14 protein-coding genes are annotated in these 16,893 nt (G+C 52.4%); 12 read left to right on the top strand and 2 right to left on the bottom strand.

What is annotated here, in order from left to right:
• Positions 1–65: 65 nt before the first annotated feature.
• A complete protein-coding gene (gene zapE, locus PY990_RS08785) occupies positions 66–1,157 on the top strand; it encodes a cell division protein ZapE (RefSeq protein ID WP_275271329.1) in 1,092 nt (363 codons plus the stop codon).
• Between the two features lie 7 nt (positions 1,158–1,164).
• On the opposite strand, the gene PY990_RS08780 is transcribed toward zapE, so the two are convergent.
• Positions 1,165–3,540: a Tex family protein gene (locus tag PY990_RS08780; RefSeq protein ID WP_275271296.1), complete on the bottom strand. Its 2,376-nt coding sequence runs from the start codon at positions 3,538–3,540 to the stop codon at positions 1,165–1,167.
• A 12-nt stretch (positions 3,541–3,552) separates the two neighbouring features.
• Here PY990_RS08780 and PY990_RS08775 point away from each other — a divergent pair, with 12 nt between their 5' ends.
• The 3 genes from PY990_RS08775 (at position 3,553) to PY990_RS08765 (ending at position 6,274) form a co-directional block, all read left to right on the top strand.
• On the top strand, positions 3,553–3,951 hold the full coding sequence (locus tag PY990_RS08775; protein WP_275271295.1) for a hypothetical protein: 399 nt from the start codon (positions 3,553–3,555) through the stop codon (positions 3,949–3,951).
• A 112-nt stretch (positions 3,952–4,063) separates the two neighbouring features.
• Positions 4,064–4,279, top strand: coding sequence for a YdcH family protein (locus PY990_RS08770; RefSeq protein WP_171099505.1), 216 nt, complete (start codon positions 4,064–4,066; stop codon positions 4,277–4,279).
• A 30-nt stretch (positions 4,280–4,309) separates the two neighbouring features.
• Positions 4,310–6,274: an ATP-dependent DNA helicase gene (locus PY990_RS08765; RefSeq protein WP_275271294.1), complete on the top strand. Its 1,965-nt coding sequence runs from the start codon at positions 4,310–4,312 to the stop codon at positions 6,272–6,274.
• A gap of 71 nt (positions 6,275–6,345) precedes the next feature.
• On the opposite strand, the gene PY990_RS08760 is transcribed toward PY990_RS08765, so the two are convergent.
• Positions 6,346–7,194 carry an outer membrane protein assembly factor BamD gene (locus tag PY990_RS08760; protein WP_275271293.1) on the bottom strand — a complete coding sequence of 283 codons (849 nt, stop codon included), beginning with the start codon at positions 7,192–7,194 and terminating at the stop codon, positions 6,346–6,348.
• A gap of 115 nt (positions 7,195–7,309) precedes the next feature.
• Here PY990_RS08760 and PY990_RS08755 point away from each other — a divergent pair, with 115 nt between their 5' ends.
• The 8 genes from PY990_RS08755 (at position 7,310) to bktB (ending at position 16,858) form a co-directional block, all read left to right on the top strand.
• On the top strand, positions 7,310–8,476 hold the full coding sequence (locus PY990_RS08755; protein ID WP_275271292.1) for an RluA family pseudouridine synthase: 1,167 nt from the start codon (positions 7,310–7,312) through the stop codon (positions 8,474–8,476).
• Positions 8,445–9,278 (top strand): peptidoglycan editing factor PgeF, encoded by an 834-nt coding sequence (pgeF, locus tag PY990_RS08750; protein WP_275271291.1) that lies wholly within the window; start codon positions 8,445–8,447, stop codon positions 9,276–9,278. The genes PY990_RS08755 and pgeF overlap by 32 nt, the downstream gene beginning before the upstream one ends.
• Positions 9,279–9,669: 391 nt before the next feature.
• On the top strand, positions 9,670–11,445 hold the full coding sequence (locus PY990_RS08740; RefSeq protein ID WP_413789516.1) for a PHA/PHB synthase family protein: 1,776 nt from the start codon (positions 9,670–9,672) through the stop codon (positions 11,443–11,445).
• 21 nt (positions 11,446–11,466) lie between these two features.
• Complete coding sequence (locus PY990_RS08735; RefSeq protein WP_275271288.1) at positions 11,467–12,645, top strand: acetyl-CoA C-acetyltransferase; 1,179 nt, start codon at positions 11,467–11,469, stop codon at positions 12,643–12,645.
• A gap of 46 nt (positions 12,646–12,691) precedes the next feature.
• Positions 12,692–13,435 carry an acetoacetyl-CoA reductase gene (phbB, locus tag PY990_RS08730; RefSeq protein ID WP_008248461.1) on the top strand — a complete coding sequence of 248 codons (744 nt, stop codon included), beginning with the start codon at positions 12,692–12,694 and terminating at the stop codon, positions 13,433–13,435.
• A 205-nt stretch (positions 13,436–13,640) separates the two neighbouring features.
• Positions 13,641–14,258, top strand: coding sequence for a polyhydroxyalkanoate synthesis repressor PhaR (phaR, locus tag PY990_RS08725; RefSeq protein WP_275271287.1), 618 nt, complete (start codon positions 13,641–13,643; stop codon positions 14,256–14,258).
• A gap of 9 nt (positions 14,259–14,267) precedes the next feature.
• Positions 14,268–15,629, top strand: a complete 1,362-nt coding sequence (rimO, locus tag PY990_RS08720) for a 30S ribosomal protein S12 methylthiotransferase RimO (RefSeq protein ID WP_275271286.1) — start codon at positions 14,268–14,270, stop codon at positions 15,627–15,629.
• A 47-nt stretch (positions 15,630–15,676) separates the two neighbouring features.
• Positions 15,677–16,858, top strand: a complete 1,182-nt coding sequence (gene bktB, locus PY990_RS08715; RefSeq protein ID WP_275271285.1) for a beta-ketothiolase BktB — start codon at positions 15,677–15,679, stop codon at positions 16,856–16,858.
• Positions 16,859–16,893: the final 35 nt, after the last annotated feature.

The following is a 16,893-nucleotide window of genomic DNA, read 5'->3' as shown; positions in this document are numbered from 1 at the left end:
ACCCCCAACGGCTGGTGAATTGCTTCATCGGCCGTTTTTAATTCTATTGATTGAAATTCATCATCGTGAACGTTCAGGAACACTACAAACAAACTTTGGCCGAACGTGGATACCAGTCGGATGCTGCTCAGCAAAAGGCGGTAGACCGCATGCAGCTTTTCTACGATGAGTTTGTTGAATACAAAAAAGCACGCAGCAGTGTAATCAAAAAATTCCTGAATCGACCTGCTGTACCCAAGGGCTTGTACCTGTGGGGTGGGGTAGGTCGCGGGAAAAGTTTTTTGATGGATTGCTTTTACAACTCTGTCACCGTGCAGCGAAAGGTGCGTTTGCATTTTCATGAGTTCATGCGGGGTGTGCATGCCGAACTCGATGACCTCAAGGGAGTTCAGGATCCGCTTGACGAAGTGGCAGCGCGAATCGCCAAACGTTATCGTTTGATTTGTTTTGACGAGTTTCATGTGTCAGATATTGCGGACGCCATGATTCTCTATCGCCTGCTCGATGGCTTGTTCGCCAACGGCGTTACTTTCCTGATGACGTCCAACTACAAACCAGATGATCTCTACCCAGATGGTCTGCACCGTGACCGCCTGTTACCCGCCATTGCCCTGCTCAACAAGCAACTGGATGTGATTAACGTGGATGTGGGAGTAGATTACCGCCGCCGCACATTGGAGCAACTAAACACCTACCTCATGCCGCTTGATGAAAGCGCGGACAAACAGTTGACCGAAGATTTCAAGCGCTTGGCTGAGGTGGCTGATGAGCCTGCAGAGTTACAAATTGAATCGCGTGTCATCAAGGCTGTTCGGCGCGCAGGCTCGGTAGTTTGGTTCGATTTTCCAACCCTGTGCGGTGGCCCGCGTTCACAAAACGACTACCTTGAAATTGCCAGCCAGTTTCAAACTGTGATTCTCAGTGGCGTACCCAAGATGGGCGCTGGTATGGCCTCAGAGGCCCGCAGGTTCACCTGGCTGATTGATGTACTTTACGATCACAAAGTCAAGCTGATTATGTCGGCGGCTGTTGAACCGGAAGAACTGTACACTGAAGGTGCGATGGCACATGAGTTTTTCCGCACGGTGAGCCGCATTGTTGAAATGCAGTCCAAGGAGTACCTGGATTCGCCGAAGCGAAACGCCGTGCGGCTTTGACTCTTCCTTATTTGCTTCCCTTTGCTTTTGCGAATGCGGCAGCAAATGCATTGTTGGCAAAACCTGCGCCTTGTTGTGAATTCGAACCAGTGCTTCCACCACTTCGTTCACCGCGTGAATTTCCTCGTGAATCGCCTGCACGGTTGGCTTGAACTTGTCGGCCAGCGTTCTGCCCGGGTGCGGCTTTCGGCACATCGTCGCCCATTTTCATGGTCAGTGAAATTCGTTTGCGAGGAATATCGACTTCCAGCACTTTTACTTTCACAATTTGCCCGGTTTTCACCACGCTGTGCGGGTCTTTCACAAAGGTGTTGGACAAGGCAGAAACATGCACCAACCCGTCCTGATGCACACCTATGTCTACAAAAGCGCCAAAGTTTGCCACGTTGGTGACCACACCTTCCAGCGTCATACCGGGTTTCAAGTCGGCCATGGTATGTACTTTGTCATCAAACTTTGCGGTCTTGAAACTGGGGCGTGGGTCACGGCCAGGTTTTTCAAGTTCTACCAAAATATCCTGAACCGTGGGCAAGCCAAAACGATCGTCCACAAACTCGGCGGGTTTCAATTCTTTCAGAATTTCACGATTACCCACTAGGCTGCCCACCGGCTTCTTCACCTTGGCTGCCATTTTCTCGACCACAATGTAGGCCTCAGGATGAACTGAAGAAGCATCGAGCGGGTTTTCAGCACCATGAATACGCAAAAAACCCGCGGCTTGTTCAAATGTTTTGTCACCAAGCCTTGGTACTTTGCGCAAGTCTTCACGGCTTTTGAATTTGCCATTGGTGTTTCGGAAAGAAACCAAGGCTTTGGCCACAGAAGCATTGAGTCCTGATACGCGGGACAGCAGTTGCTCCGATGCCGTGTTCACTTCGACACCCACTGCGTTCACGCAATCTTCAACCACCGCATCCAGGCGACCGCTCAATTGACGCTGATCCACGTCATGTTGATATTGACCCACACCGATTGATTTCGGATCGATTTTTACCAGTTCAGCCAGGGGATCTTGCAGGCGGCGAGCGATGGACACCGCACCGCGAATGCTGACGTCAAGGTCTGGCAATTCTGCTGAAGCCAAAGCGCTGGCGGAGTAAACCGAGGCGCCTGCCTCGCTCACCATAACCCGTGTGGCTTTCAGGTCTTTGTGTTGTGCAAGCAAGTCGGCTGCCAGTTGATCGGTTTCCCGGCTGGCCGTGCCGTTGCCAATGGCGATCAACTCCACATTGTGTTTCATGCAAAGCGCGGCTAGCAGGGCGATGGATTCATTCCATTGTCGGCGAGGCTCGTGTGGGTAAATGGTGGCGTGTTCAACCACCTGGCCTGTGCTGTCAATTACCGCCACTTTTACACCAGTGCGAATACCTGGGTCCAGACCCATGGTGGCTTTGCCTCCCGCCGGGGCTGATAACAACAAGTCTTTCAGGTTTTTACCAAACACGGTGATAGCCTCAGCCTGTGCCGCATCGCGCAGCGTGCCGATCACCTCACTTTCTAGGGTGCTGGCCAGTTTGATTTTCCATGTCCAACGGCATGTTTCATTCAAGAATTTGCCCCGTGGGCTTTCGTCGCGTTCAATGCCATGCAGGCGGGCAATTTCCGATTCAAAAGGATGGGGTGCGCGGGGGTTCTCTGCTTCCCACACCTCCGGCAGGTCTACCTTCAGTGTCAAGAATCCTTGTTCCCGGCCACGAAGCATGGCCAACATGCGGTGCGAAGCTGTGCTGCCCAAGGGTTCTTGATGTTCAAAGTAATCTTGAAACTTGATGGCTTCACTGGCTTTTTCAGGCACCACAGCTGCTCTAATGGCACCCTCGCCTTTCAAACGGTTTCTTAGAAGTGCCAGCAAGGCTGCATTTTCAGAAAACTGTTCGGCCAAAATGTCGCGGGCACCATCCAGTGCTGCTTTGGTGTCGTTGATTTGGTGTTCTGTGTTCAGGTAAGCCGCAGCCAGTGTTTCAGGCACGGCTTGTTTGTTCTGAAGAATTTCATCTGCCAGTGGTTGCAGGCCTGCCTCACGCGCTATTTGTGCGCGTGTGCGGCGCTTGGGTTTGTAGGGCAGGTAAAGGTCTTCCAGCGTTTGTTTGTTCTCCGCCTTTTCAATCGCTGCTTTCAGTTCAGGGGTCAACTTGCCCTGGCTTTCAATCGATTCAAGAATACTGCTGCGCCTGTCTTCCAGTTCGCGCAAATACACCAGGCGCTCTTGAAGGTCACGAAGCACCGCATCGTCTAACCCACCTGTGGCCTCTTTGCGGTAACGGGCGATGAAGGGCACTGTAGCACCTTCGTCCAACAAATCGACTGCTGCCTTGATTTGTGATTGTGCGGCACCCAATTCTTGAGCCAACTGGGCGATAATTCGATTTTGAACAAGCGACATGGATTCTGATCTATGAGTTTTCAAAGTAAGCAGGGCATTGTGCCACAGCTTCGGAAGTCGATCGGGGTGAGGGTGCAGCGCCTGTTCACCCTCATCTTGCCGGTTTCAGCCTTGGTACTGGCTGCCTGTAGTACTGTTCAACTGCAGGCCGCTAAACCCCAGGCGCCAAACACGCTTGAGCAGGCGCGTGCCTATGTGGCTGAACGAGAAAAACAACTTGAGTTTCTCGAGTATGAATTGAACGAGCAGTCGCGGGCTTGTTACAACAAGTTTTTCGTGTCCAGTTGTCTGGATGATGTACGTTTGCAAGGTGCACAAATTCGCCGTGCACACCTGGAGGTTCAAGGCAAGGCTGACGACATGATTCGCCTGGACGAGTATGCGAATCGGCGAGCCCGAACGCCTAACTGAAGCGCCTAACTAAAGCGAGCTGCAGAACGGGTGATCCACTTCGGGTAGATTGTTTCCAGCCTTGGTTCACTTGCGGCTACAATGTTGTCAACACCGAGCTGGTTCAACCTGAATGCCCATGGTCCATACTGAAGACATCGAATCGATCAAGCGACGAATTGTAGAATTGCAGGTTGAACACCGCGATCTGGATCAGATCATTGCCATGTTGACAGCACAAACTGGTTTTGATCAGTTGCAGGTTCGCAGATTGAAAAAGCGCAAGTTGCAGATCAAAGACTCGATTACGCTGTTGCAAATTCAGCTTGAACCCGACATTCCTGCCTAACTTTCACGCTCAAATTTACCTGTACCCCGCATGTTTGATTTCTCTGAACCCTTGAATGAGGCTTTCGCCCCTGGTGGTGCTTTGGCCCGCCGACTACCCGGGTTCAGTGCACGCGAATCGCAAATTGAAATGGCACAGGCGGTTGGCAATGCGATTGAAACTCAAAGTGCTTTGGTGGTGGAAGCAGGCACTGGCACGGGGAAAACCTTTGCCTACGTGGTGCCCGCTTTGCTTTCAGGGCGAAGGGTTTTGTTGTCTACAGCCACCAAAACTTTGCAGGATCAACTTTTTAACAAAGACCTGCCGCTGGTTCGCGAGGCCTTGGGTGTGCCTGTCAATGTGGCGTTGTTGAAAGGCCGCCAAAATTATGTGTGCCATTTTCACTTGGAGCGTGCGCTCAAAGAGGCGCGTTTGCCCTCGCCCCGTGAAGTGGATCATCTTCAAAAAGTAAAAATATTTGCTGGCCGCACCCACACTGGCGACCGGGCTGATTGCGCCGGTGTACCCGAAGATTCAGCCGTGTGGAGCTGGGTCACTTCCAACAAAGACAACTGCCTGGGCGGCGAATGCCCCAACGCGTCTGAATGCTTTGTGAACAAAGCCCGCCGCGATGCGCTTGATGCCGAGGTGGTTGTGGTGAATCATCACTTGTTCTTGGCCGATCTTGCACTGAAAGAAGAAGGAATCGCAGAGTTGCTTCCGGCTTGCGATGTGATCGTTTTCGATGAAGCGCACCAGTTGCCCGACATTGCAACCAGCTTGCTAGGGCAGGCCATATCGACGGCTCAGTGTCAGGAGTTTTTGCGTGACGTGCTGATTGAGGGTCGAACTTCCAGCGCAGATGCCGGCGATTGGGATGCCGTGCTTCGCCCAATGGAATTGGCGCTCAAGGAAATTCGACGCATTGTAGGCACCGAAATTGATTCCGCTCGTTTTACGCATGCCCAGTTTTTGGCCTTGAATGGCGTTGCCGCAGTTTGCACAGACTTCGAAAACCGCCTGGAAGGCTTGATAGAAATGATCAGCCCCCTGTCGGTTCGCAACGAATCGTGGGTGAAGCTAATGGGGCGCGCGAGTGAGTTGTGCCTGCGCTGGCAAGACTGGTTTTCTCCGGCCACGGCGCAAGCCGATGAACAGTCGGTGCGTTGGGTGAGTGTTTCGACCAACGTAGTGCAATTCTGTGATTCGCCGCTGGATGTGTCGAATGCATTTGCCAAGCTTTACGCAGAGCAGCCCAAGGCGTGGGTTTTTACCAGTGCAACCTTGAGTATTAAAGAAAGCTTGCAGCACTTTACCTTGCAGGTGGGGCTCGATGATTGCCAGCAGTTGTTGTTGCCAAGCCCATTCGATTATGAATCGCAAGCGTTGCTGTGTGTACCCGACAATTTGCCTTTTCCCAATGAACCACAATTCAGCAAAAAACTGTGTGATGCGGTGTGGCCGCTGTTACAAGCCAGTCAGGGGGGAGTATTTTTCCTGTGTACCAGCCACCGTGCGGTGAAGCAGGTTGGCGAGTACCTGCGAGAGCGTATTGAGAAAGACGAACTGGATTGGAGTTTGTTGGTGCAGGGCGAGGCCTCCAGGGCTGAATTGCTGGATCAGTTCAGGGTATTGAACAATCCGGTTTTGGTGGGTGCAGCCAGTTTTTGGGAAGGTGTGGATATTCGGGGTGATGGGCTGCGCTTGGTTATTATTGACAAGCTGCCGTTTGCGCCACCCGATGACCCGGTTTTTCAAGCCAAAAGCGAGTTGATTAAAAACCGTGGTGGCAATGCGTTCCAGGATTTGTCCCTGCCAGATGCAGCGATTGCCCTGAAGCAAGGTGCAGGCCGTTTGATCCGGGATGAAACAGATTGGGGCGTGTTGCTGATCGGAGACCGGCGCTTGGTTGAAAAAGGCTACGGGAAGCTTCTGTGGCGAAGTTTGCCGCCTTTCAAGCGCACGCGAGAATTGAGGGTGGCAATTGAGTTTATGCGGGAGAAGCGCTTGAAATAGTGATTCAAGACAATCATCAGAAACAAAAAAGGATCCTTGAAGGATCCTTTTTTATTCGACTGCCAAACACTTTAGTCTTTCCAGACCTGCCACCATTTGGCTTCCGCTTTTTCCTTCTCGGGAAGATCCATATTCCAATAGGGGCTGTCTTTGAAGTTCAGGTTGATCACACGTTTGGTGTCTGCCGCCAGGGCGGTCATGTTCAGTTTCTCATAGCTGCGCAGGCTGATAAACAGTGCTTCTTCAATGGAGGGAGTCTGTTCGAACCGACGTACTACTTCTTGAGCTCGATTCACTGCTGCCAGGTACGCGCCACGCTTGTAGTAGTAACGGGCCACATGCAATTCGTTTTGTGCAAGTGCATTCACGAGGTACTGCAAGCGTGATTTGCTGTCGTCGTAATATTTGCTGTCGGGAAAGCGGCTTACCACTTCCTTGAAAGCATCAAATGCAGCGCGGGTGCCTTTGGGGTCACGGGCGCTTTGATCTTCACCCGACAACAATGCAAAAATGCCTTTGTCTTCGTTGAAACTGATCAAGCCGCGCAAGTAGTACACGTAATCAAGATTCTGGTGGTTTGGGTACAGCTTGATAAAGCGATCCGTTGCCGCCAGTGCCTGGGCATTGTCACCCGCCTTGTAGTAAGCAAACGCCGTATCAATTTGCGCCTGCTGTGCAAAACGCCCGTATGGGTAGCGTGCTTCCAGCTTTTCAAGCAATTCAATACCGCGCTCGTAATTGCCAACGTCGATTTCAGCCTTGGCTTCTTCGTACAGGCGGGCAGGGCTCCAGCCCTCGGTTTCATCGAATTGTTTTGCCGAGCCGCATGCGGCCAGCGCGAAAATCAACGCGGGGATCAGGAATAACTGCGATAATGTGCGCAGCCAAGTTGTGCGCGGGGCCAATGTGGTTTTGTTCATGTGATTTCGAAACCCGAAGTGTCCCTGTTTGATCATCAATGGTTTTCCATTATATCGGGCAAAGCCCGTGCCGCCCACCGGCGGCATACTCAATTGAAAGATTCGATTTTAATTTATGACGTCCCAAATTCAAGCCGACGCGGAAAACGCACAACCCGATCAACCGTTACAAGCCAGAGTGCCCATGGAATTGGGAGGCTCTCGGTTGGACAAAGTGATTGCCGAGTTGTTCCCGCAGTACTCGCGTTCCCGCCTGCAGGGTTGGTTGAAAGAGGAACGGGTACTGGTCAACGGCGTGGCCGCAGCCAAGGGCAATCAGAAAGTACAGGGCATGGACCGGATTGAGTTGAGCCCTGGGGTTTTGGCCCACATGCAGGCTTTGATACCCGAGGACATGAACCTGGACATTGTGGCCCGCACCAATGAATACACGGTGGTCAACAAACAGGCCGGCCTGGTGGTTCATCCCGCACCTGGGCACTGGACCGGTACTTTGATGAATGGCCTGTATCACCTGGACCCGGGTTTGATCCATGTGCCCCGTGCTGGGATTGTGCACCGCCTGGACGCAGACACCACCGGTTTGATGGTCGTGGCCCGCACCGCGGAAACTCAGGTAAAACTGGTTCAAATGTTGCAAGCCCGCATTGTAAAGCGGGTTTACCTGGCCATGGTGTGGGGCCGAATTGCGAACCCTTTGACTGTGAATAATCCCCTGGGCCGCGACCCGCGCAATCGCCTGCGGATGGCGGTGGTCGATCATGGCAAGCCCGCGGTAACCCACTTTACCCCGGTTGCTTTTGGTGAGCTTCTTGAAGTGCCTGTCACCTTGATGGTGTGCCGTCTTGAAACCGGGCGTACCCATCAAATTCGTGTGCATGCCCAGCATGCCGGTTTTGCTTTGGTGGCCGACCCGGTTTACAAAATCAAAGGCGCTGGCAGTCACTCTGCCTTGCGACTTTCCTCGATTGAACTGCCCAATGGCGAGAAGTTCGAGCGCCAAGCCCTGCATGCAACACACCTAAGCTTCCCCGATCCGACTTATTTTCATGTGCAAGGAGCTGATGAGGCGGCTGAGGATTGGGACGAAAGCCTGAGTAATCATGAATGGCCCGAGTATGTCGCAAAGGCCCCCGAGGATTTGCGCTTGTTGGGTGAAATGGCCGGCATCGATTTCCACAGCGACGATGTTGAAGAGGCGGTATTGGAGGAAGCACACCAACACAAGGCCTCGGTGCTGGTGCGTTTTGATGCTGACGATGACCTTGAAGAAATTGAATAAAGAAATTCCTGTCTCCCAGCTTGGCCCAGATTGGGATGGTGTCAAGGTACTGGTCACAGAAACCGGATTTGATGCTCTAAAGCGTGACGCCGACCCTTACGGTTTCAATTTGGGTACGCATGTCGGGGATAGCCTTACCCATGTTCAAGCTCGGCGCAGTTTAGTTGAAAAGGAAATGGGTGCTCCGGTTGTGTGGTTAAACCAGGTACATGGTTGCGAGGTTTTCGAGGCGAGGCTTGCAAGCGATGCGATGTCATCTGGCACAACACCACCGGTGGCAGATGCTTCAATCAGTGTCAGTTGCAACCTGGCCTTGGCGATCATGACCGCAGACTGTTTGCCCGTCGTTTTTGTGGCCTTCAGCAACTCCGGCAAAGCACTGGGGGTTGCGGCAGCCCATGCTGGCTGGCGAGGCTTGCATGCAGGTGTTTTACTGGCAAGCGCGAAGGCATTAAGCCAGGCCTGCGAGGTTCCTCTAATGCAAATCAAGGCCTGGATGGGACCTGCGATTGGCCCACACTCCTTTGAAGTTGGGGCGGAGGTGTTCAATGCCTTTGTTCAGCAGAATCCCAATACCATTGAGTGCTTCAAGCCAGGCGACAAATCCGGGAAATACTTGGCCGACCTGTATGCACTGGCCCGGCATGCGCTGCGCGAATTGGGTAATTCCAACATTGAAGGCGGCGGCTGGGACACGGTCACCGATCCGCGCTGGTTTTCTCATCGGCGGGGGCAACAGCAGGGGGTTCAGTCTGGGCGTTTCGCAACGCTAATTCGGCTTCTTCCTGAGCACGGCGCTTAATTCGCCTCGACTTGGTTCCCATCAAATAGGCCAGCACGGCACAGGGCAGTGCCCCATAAAACAGGAATGTGACAATTCCCGCCACGAAGTTTGTCTCTGTAGCCGCCATCAGGGTGACCACATACATCCAGCCAATAATAACGATGTACATCTTTATGCACTCAAGGGTGAAGCGAATACACTGGAGATGGTGCATTAAATTGGGCTGATCAGCAAACAGTAAGGGTCAGAGGCATACAATTATTTGACAAGTCAAAATGTTGCGGTGCACAATATCGAAAAGGCCGACGAGCCAAGGGAGCATATTGCCCCCACAAAGGAGAGGAAGGTGAACAAACAAATACCAGACTTCAACGAAGTCTTCGGTCAGCTATTGCCTGTTGCTGAACAAATGCAGCAGCAAATGCAGGCCCAGTTTCAACAAGCCATGGGCGCCTTTGGTCAATTGGGGCCGTTGCCTGGCCTGCAGGCCGCTGCACCTCTACAAAACGCCACCATGGGTGCAATTCAGCCTTTCATGAATTCCATCATGGGGGCTTGTCAGGCAGCGCTTACTCAAATTCCGGTTCACTCGCTGGGGCAAATTCAAGCCGAGTATGCAGCCGAGTTGTCGGCATTGATGGCCTCTGCCTTTTCCAGTTTGCCCAATGCCGATTCCAAAACAAAGCAGCCAGTTCCGCTGGACAGCTGGATTCAAGGCGACAAGCGTTTTGCTTCAGCCGATTGGCACGACCATGGCGTCTATGAGTTTACCGCTGCCATGTATTCGCTAAATGCCCGCTTTACGAAACGAATTGTTGAGTTGGTGCCTGACAGCAGCCCTGAAAAACGAAAGGTGGAGTATGCGGTTGAGCAATTTGTAGATGCACTTAGCCCATCCAATTTTTTTGTGACCAATCCCGAAGCACAAAAGAAACTGTTGGAAACCAAGGGTGAAAGCCTGACGCAGGCCATTCAAAACCTGATGGCAGACATGCAGAAAGGCCGCATTTCCCAAACTGACGAAAGTGCTTTTGAAGTGGGTGTGAATGTGGCCACCACGCCGGGCGATGTGGTGTTTGAATGCGAATACTTTCAGCTTTTGCAATACAAGCCCACCACTGAAAAAGTGGGCAAACAGCCCATGTTGTTTGTCCCCCCGTGCATCAACAAGTACTACATTCTCGATCTTCAGCCTAGCAATTCACTGGTGAATTTTGTGGTGGAGCAAGGCCACACCTTGTTCCTGGTGTCGTGGAAAAACCCCACGGAAGCGGACGGGCATTTTACTTGGGATGGCTATGTTGACGATGGCGTGATCAAAGCCATCGACGTGGTCAAGGCCATTTCCAAACAGCCCAAGCTGAATGTATTGGGGTTCTGCGTGGGTGGCACGCTTCTCGCAACCGCACTTTCTACCTTGGCCAATCGTGGTGACGATAGTGTGAACAGTGTCACTTTTTTGACCACCTTGCTTGATTTCACTGACACAGGTGCCTTGGGTGTGTTCGTGGATGAAGAACAGGTTAAAGCACGAGAAGAGAGTATTGGCCAAGGTGGCGTGATGCCGGGCAAAGACCTCTCGGGTGCATTTTCGTCTCTGCGTCCGAATGATTTGATTTGGAACTATGTGGTGAACAATTACCTGAAAGGTGAAAAACCACCTGTGTTCGATTTGTTGTACTGGAACAGTGACAGCACCAATTTGCCTGGTCCCATGTTTGCTTGGTACCTGCGCAACACTTACCTGGAAAACAAGGTGTGCCAACCCGGAAAGGCAATGGTGTGTGGCCTGCCTGTTGATTTGGGTTTGATCGACGTGCCTGTTTACATTTTGGCAACTCGGGAAGACCACATTGTGCCGTGGACCAGTGCATTTCAAACCAGTCATTTGGTCAGTGGTGAATCCCGTTTCGTATTGGGTGCCAGCGGGCATATTGCGGGTGTCATTAACCCGGCCAACAAGAACAAGCGCAATTACTGGGTGTGTGAAAGCGAAATCCCTGAAACACCTGAACAGTGGTTCAAGAAAGCAAAAGAAGTACCTGGCAGCTGGTGGAATGATTGGGCGCAGTGGCTTGAGCCCATGAAAGGGGGCGAAGTAAAAGCGCCCGCCAAGCCTGGCAATGCGAAATACAAACCGATTGAGCCCGCACCTGGACGATACGTCAAACAGCGGGCCGTATAAAAACCTGTAAGGAGAGTTGACATGACTGAAGTGGTAATTGTGGCTGCGGGCCGAACCGCACTGGGCAAGTTTGGTGGATCACTGGCAAAAATTTCTGCGCCAGAATTGGGTGCCCATGTGATTAAAGGTTTGCTTGATAAAACAGGCGTGAAAGGCGAGCAAATTTCCGAAGTGATTTTGGGCCAGGTGCTTACAGCAGGCTCGGGTCAAAACCCGGCGCGCCAAGCGGTGATCAAGGCAGGCTTGCCGGTGAGTGTTCCCGCCTTGACCATCAACAAAGTGTGTGGTTCTGGCCTGAAGGCTGTGATGTTGGGCGCACAGGCGATTGCCTGCGGCGATGCTGAAATCGTGATTGCCGGTGGACAGGAAAACATGAGCGCTGCGCCCCATGTGATGATGGGTAGCCGCGATGGCTTCCGCATGGGCGACGCCAAGTTGGTAGACAGCATGATTGTGGATGGCCTGTGGGACGTGTACAACCAATACCACATGGGTATTACTGCCGAGAACGTGGCCGAGAAGTATGGCATTAACCGTGCCGAGCAAGACGAGTTCGCGGTGAAAAGCCAGAACAAGGCCGAGGCTGCGATTAAGGCTGGCCGTTTCAAGGACGAAATTTTCCCGCTGAGTATTCCCCAGCGCAAAGGCGACCCTTTGGTGTTTGACACCGACGAGTTTCCGCGTTTGGGTGCCACCTTGGACAATATGACATCGCTCAAGCCAGCTTTCAAAAAGGATGGCAGCGTGACCGCCGCCAACGCCTCTGGTTTGAACGATGGCGCCGCCGCCGTAATGCTGATGAGCGCCGCGAAGGCTAAAGAATTGGGTTTGCCCGTGTTGGCCAAAATTCAGGCATACGCGAGCGCGGGTCTGGACCCCACCATCATGGGCATGGGGCCTGTTCCTGCTTCCAAAAAATGTCTGGAAAAAGCGGGTTGGACAGCGGCCGACCTGGACCTGATGGAAATCAATGAAGCCTTTGCTGCACAGGCCTGTGCAGTGAACAAGGAAATGGGCTGGGATACTGCCAAGATCAACGTGAACGGCGGTGCGATTGCCTTGGGCCACCCCATTGGTGCGTCAGGTTGCCGTGTGCTTGTCAGCTTGATTCACGAAATGAACAAGCGCGATGCCAAGAAAGGTTTGGCTTCTTTGTGCATCGGCGGCGGCATGGGTGTGGCGTTGGCCGTGTCCAGATAAGGTCAGGTAAATTCAAATTAATATAAACAGAGAAGGGATGTGAATCATGAGTGAACCAAAAGTAGCGTACGTAACAGGTGGTATGGGCGGCATAGGAACGGCCATTTGCAAGAAACTGTGTGAGCAGGGCTACCGTGTGATTGCAGGTTGTGGCCCCAATTCGCCCCGCAAGGAAAAATGGTTGGGTGAAATGCGCAGTGCCGGTTATGAAGTGTATGCCAGTGAAGGCAACGTGGCCGATTGGGACAGCACTGTAACTGCGTTTGAAAAAGTGCGTGCTGAGCACGGCACCGTGTCGATCTTGGTGAACAACGCCGGTATTACCCGCGACGGCACTTTTGTGAAAATGAGCCGCGATGATTGGTCTGCCGTGATCGACACCAATTTGAATTCGCTGTTCAACGTGACCAAGCAGGTGATTGGTGGCATGGTTGAACAGGGTTTCGGCCGCATCATCAATATTTCGTCAGTGAATGGCCAGAAGGGGCAGTTTGGTCAAACCAACTATTCCACAGCCAAGGCCGGTTTGCGCGGCTTTACTATGGCGCTGGCCCAAGAAGTCGCGTCCAAGGGCGTCACCGTGAACACCGTTTCTCCCGGTTACATTGGTACAGACATGGTTCGCGCCATTCGCCCCGATGTGCTCGAAAAAATCGTGAACACCATTCCAGTCAAGCGTTTGGGTACCCCTGAAGAAATCGCATCGATTTGTGCCTGGCTGGCCTCTGAAGACTCTGGTTTCTCAACTGGCGCAGACTTTTCTCTGAATGGTGGCTTGCACATGGGTTAATGCTTGTTGCATTTTCGGCAACCAAGTGCCAAAAAGGCGGTATGATGTTGCACTGCACGTTGAAAAGCGTGCAGTGCTTTGTTTTTTGTAAGTGCTTGTTTGTGCTGGGTTGTTTGGCAACCTGTAACACCGGGGCACTGGCATCCAGACCACCCACCCACGCAGGTGCGGCGGCGTATAACACCACAAGAAAGAGATGAGAGGCATGGCTGAAGCAACACGACTGATTAAGAAGTATCCGAACCGACGCTTGTACGACACACAAACCAGCAGTTACATCACGCTAGGTGATGTAAAGCTTTTGGTGCTGGAAAACGAAGGCTTTCAAGTCGTGGATGCGAAAAGTGGCGAAGACTTAACCCGAAGTATTTTGCTCCAGATCATTCTGGAAGAAGAAACAGCGGGTGTTCCCATTTTCACTTCACCCATGCTGTCGCAGATCATTCGGTTTTATGGCAATGCAATGCAGGGGATTATGGGCACCTTCCTTGAAAAGAACCTGCAAGCATTTATGGATATTCAGAACAGCTTTACCGACCAAGGCAAGAATGTTGCGGACGGCAGCCAATTTGCCAACCCGGAATTGTGGTCACAGTTCATGAGTGTGCAAACGCCCGTCATTCAAAGCATGATGAGCAACTACATTGAACAAAGCAAAAACATGTTTGTGCAAATGCAGGACCAGTTTCAAAACCAGACCCGCAGCATGTTCACAAACTTTGGATTTCCCAACCCGGGCGAGTTTCCCGGCATGAGCGGAATGCCAGGCATGCCTGGTATGCCTGGTGCCACCAAAGCAAAGCCGGACCCTACAAAAAAGTAAAACCTGATCATGCAAGACGACACCTTCTCTGCCAAGCGCCCACCGAGTGTGGGCTTTGTTTCTTTGGGTTGCCCAAAGGCCCTCGTGGATTCCGAACGAATTCTGACCCAACTGAAAGTAGAGGGGTACAACGTGTCCGCGTCCTATGAAGGTGCAGACCTGATCGTTGTGAACACCTGCGGTTTTATTGACAGCGCTGTGCAGGAAAGCCTCGATGCAATTGGCGAAGCCATGCACGCCAATGGCAAGGTGATTGTGACAGGTTGCCTGGGTGCCAAGAACGGAAACGAAGGCAAGGAACTGATCACCAGCCTGCACCCCAAGGTGTTGGCTGTTACGGGCCCGCATGCCACTGAAGAGGTGATGCAGGCAGTGCATATACACCTGCCAAAGCCACATGACCCGTTCATCGACCTGGTGCCCGACCATGGCGTGAAATTAACTCCAAAGCACTATGCCTATCTGAAAATTTCAGAGGGCTGTAATCACCGTTGTACCTTCTGCATTATCCCAAGCATGCGAGGCGATTTGGTGTCACGCCCAATCGGTGAAGTAATTCGTGAAGCGGAAAGCCTGAAAAAAGCGGGTGTGAAAGAACTGCTGGTGGTGAGCCAGGACACCTCCGCTTATGGCGTGGATTTGAAGTACCGGACCGACTTTGTGAATGGTCGCCCCGTAAAAACACAGTTTCAGCAACTGGCTGAAGAGTTGGGTGAACTGGGCATTTGGGTGCGCATGCATTACGTGTATCCGTACCCCCATGTGGACCGCGTGGTGCCGCTCATGGCTGAAGGTAAAATTTTGCCGTATCTGGATATTCCATTCCAGCATTCACACCCCGATGTATTAAAGCGCATGAAGCGCCCAGCCAGCGGGGAGCGCAATATCGAGCGCATTCGTGCCTGGCGTGAAACCTGCCCCGATATCACCTTGCGCAGCACCTTTATTACTGGCTTTCCAGGTGAAACGGAAGATGAGTTCAAGCACCTGCTCGACTTCATCGAAGAGGCTCAACTGGACCGTGTGGGCGTGTTTGCTTATTCACCTGTGGATGGTGCGGTTGCGAATGCCCTGGATAACCCAGTGCCTGAAGAAGTGAAAGAGGAGCGCCGTGCGCGTTTGATGGAATTGCAGGAAAAAATTTCACTGAGCCGGAACGAAGCCAAGCTGGGTAAAGTGATGCAAGTGTTGGTTGATGAAACCGACGAAGAGGGCATTGTGGCGCGCTGCAAAGCCGATGCCCCTGAAATTGATGGCAATGTGTTTATACCCATGCCAGAAGACAAGGCGCGGCAACCCAAGCCGGGCGACTTTATTAATGTGCTGATCGATGACTGTGATGAACACGACCTTTGGGGCAGAATCGCATAACTGAATCATTTAGCTGAATCGTTTAATAAAAAAATGGAGATAGAGCAATGACGCGTGAAGTGGTAGTGGTAGCCGGTGTACGCACCGCAGTGGGCGACTTTGGTGGAAGTTTGAAAGACTTTTCCCCAACGCAGTTGGGCGCCATGGTGGTGAAGGAAGTGGTTGCGCGCGCAGGTGTAAGCGCTGACCAGGTTGGCCATGTGGTGTTTGGGCATGTGGTGAATTCTGAGCCGCGTGACATGTATTTGTCGCGTGTTGCTGCCATTGAAGGTGGTCTGGACAAATCCACGCCAGCGCTCACGCTGAACCGGCTGTGTGGTTCTGGCCTGCAAGCCATTGTGACTGCGGCTCAAAGCATTATGCTGGGTGACGCCGATGTGGCCATTGGTGGCGGTGCTGAAAGCATGAGCAAAGCCCCTTACATTTTGCCCGCCGCCCGTTGGGGTGCACGCATGGGCGACATGAAAGGCATCGACATGATGGTGGGCGCTTTGCACGACCCCTTCCATGTAATTCACATGGGCGTGACTGCGGAAAACGTGGCCAAGGAATTCAATGTAAGCCGTGAAGACCAGGACGCTTTGGCAGTTGAAAGCCACAAGCGTGCAGCCAATGCGATTGCCAATGGTTATTTCAAAGAGCAGATTTTGCCGATTGAAATCAAGAGCAAAAAAGGCCCGGTGATGTTTGACACCGACGAGCATGTTCGTGGTGACGCCACTGTAGAAGGCATGGCCAAACTGCGCGCCGTTTTCCAGAAAGATGGCACCGTCACTGCTGGAAACGCCTCTGGTTTGAACGACGGTGCAGGCGCAGTGCTATTGATGGAACGCAGCGCGGCTGAAAAAGCGGGCAAGAAGCCCATGGCCCGTTTGGTGGCGTATGCCAACACCGGTGTAGAGCCGACCATTATGGGTATTGGCCCAGTGTCAGCAACCAAAAAAGCCTTGGCCAAAGCGGGCTTGAAAATTGAAGACATGGACGTGATCGAAGCCAACGAGGCTTTTTCGGCGCAGGCTTGTGCCGTGACCAAAGAATTGGGCATGGACCCAGCCAAGGTCAACCCAAATGGTTCAGGTATTTCAATTGGTCACCCCATTGGCGCAACAGGCGCAATCATTACCGTGAAAGCCCTGTATGAATTGCAGCGTACTCAAGGTCGTTATGCACTGGTGACCATGTGTATTGGTGGTGGTCAGGGTATTGCTGCGATATTTGAGCGGATGTAACTTGTTGATTTAGTTTGATGATGTAGTTCACAAAA

Source organism: Limnobacter olei (assembly GCF_029087225.1).
GTDB classification, from domain to species: Bacteria; Pseudomonadota; Gammaproteobacteria; order Burkholderiales; family Burkholderiaceae_B; genus Limnobacter; species Limnobacter olei.
The sequence above is the reverse complement of the archived record's forward strand: the minus strand, read 5'-3'. Positions and strand labels throughout refer to the sequence as shown.

Bases quoted from the DNA above. Each gene is read 5' to 3' on its own strand.
- PY990_RS08780 (WP_275271296.1), bottom strand. From the start codon at position 3,540: ATGTCGCTTGTTCAAAATCGAATTATCGCCCAGTTGGCTCAAGAATTG.
- PY990_RS08775 (WP_275271295.1), top strand. From the start codon at position 3,553: ATGAGTTTTCAAAGTAAGCAGGGCATTGTGCCACAGCTTCGGAAGTCG.
- PY990_RS08770 (WP_171099505.1), top strand. From the start codon at position 4,064: ATGCCCATGGTCCATACTGAAGACATCGAATCGATCAAGCGACGAATT.
- PY990_RS08765 (WP_275271294.1), top strand. From the start codon at position 4,310: ATGTTTGATTTCTCTGAACCCTTGAATGAGGCTTTCGCCCCTGGTGGT.
- PY990_RS08760 (WP_275271293.1), bottom strand. From the start codon at position 7,194: ATGAACAAAACCACATTGGCCCCGCGCACAACTTGGCTGCGCACATTA.
- PY990_RS08755 (WP_275271292.1), top strand. From the start codon at position 7,310: ATGACGTCCCAAATTCAAGCCGACGCGGAAAACGCACAACCCGATCAA.
- pgeF (WP_275271291.1), top strand. From the start codon at position 8,445: ATGCTGACGATGACCTTGAAGAAATTGAATAAAGAAATTCCTGTCTCC.
- PY990_RS08740 (WP_413789516.1), top strand. From the start codon at position 9,670: ATGCAGCAGCAAATGCAGGCCCAGTTTCAACAAGCCATGGGCGCCTTT.
- PY990_RS08735 (WP_275271288.1), top strand. From the start codon at position 11,467: ATGACTGAAGTGGTAATTGTGGCTGCGGGCCGAACCGCACTGGGCAAG.
- phbB (WP_008248461.1), top strand. From the start codon at position 12,692: ATGAGTGAACCAAAAGTAGCGTACGTAACAGGTGGTATGGGCGGCATA.
- phaR (WP_275271287.1), top strand. From the start codon at position 13,641: ATGGCTGAAGCAACACGACTGATTAAGAAGTATCCGAACCGACGCTTG.
- rimO (WP_275271286.1), top strand. From the start codon at position 14,268: ATGCAAGACGACACCTTCTCTGCCAAGCGCCCACCGAGTGTGGGCTTT.
- bktB (WP_275271285.1), top strand. From the start codon at position 15,677: ATGACGCGTGAAGTGGTAGTGGTAGCCGGTGTACGCACCGCAGTGGGC.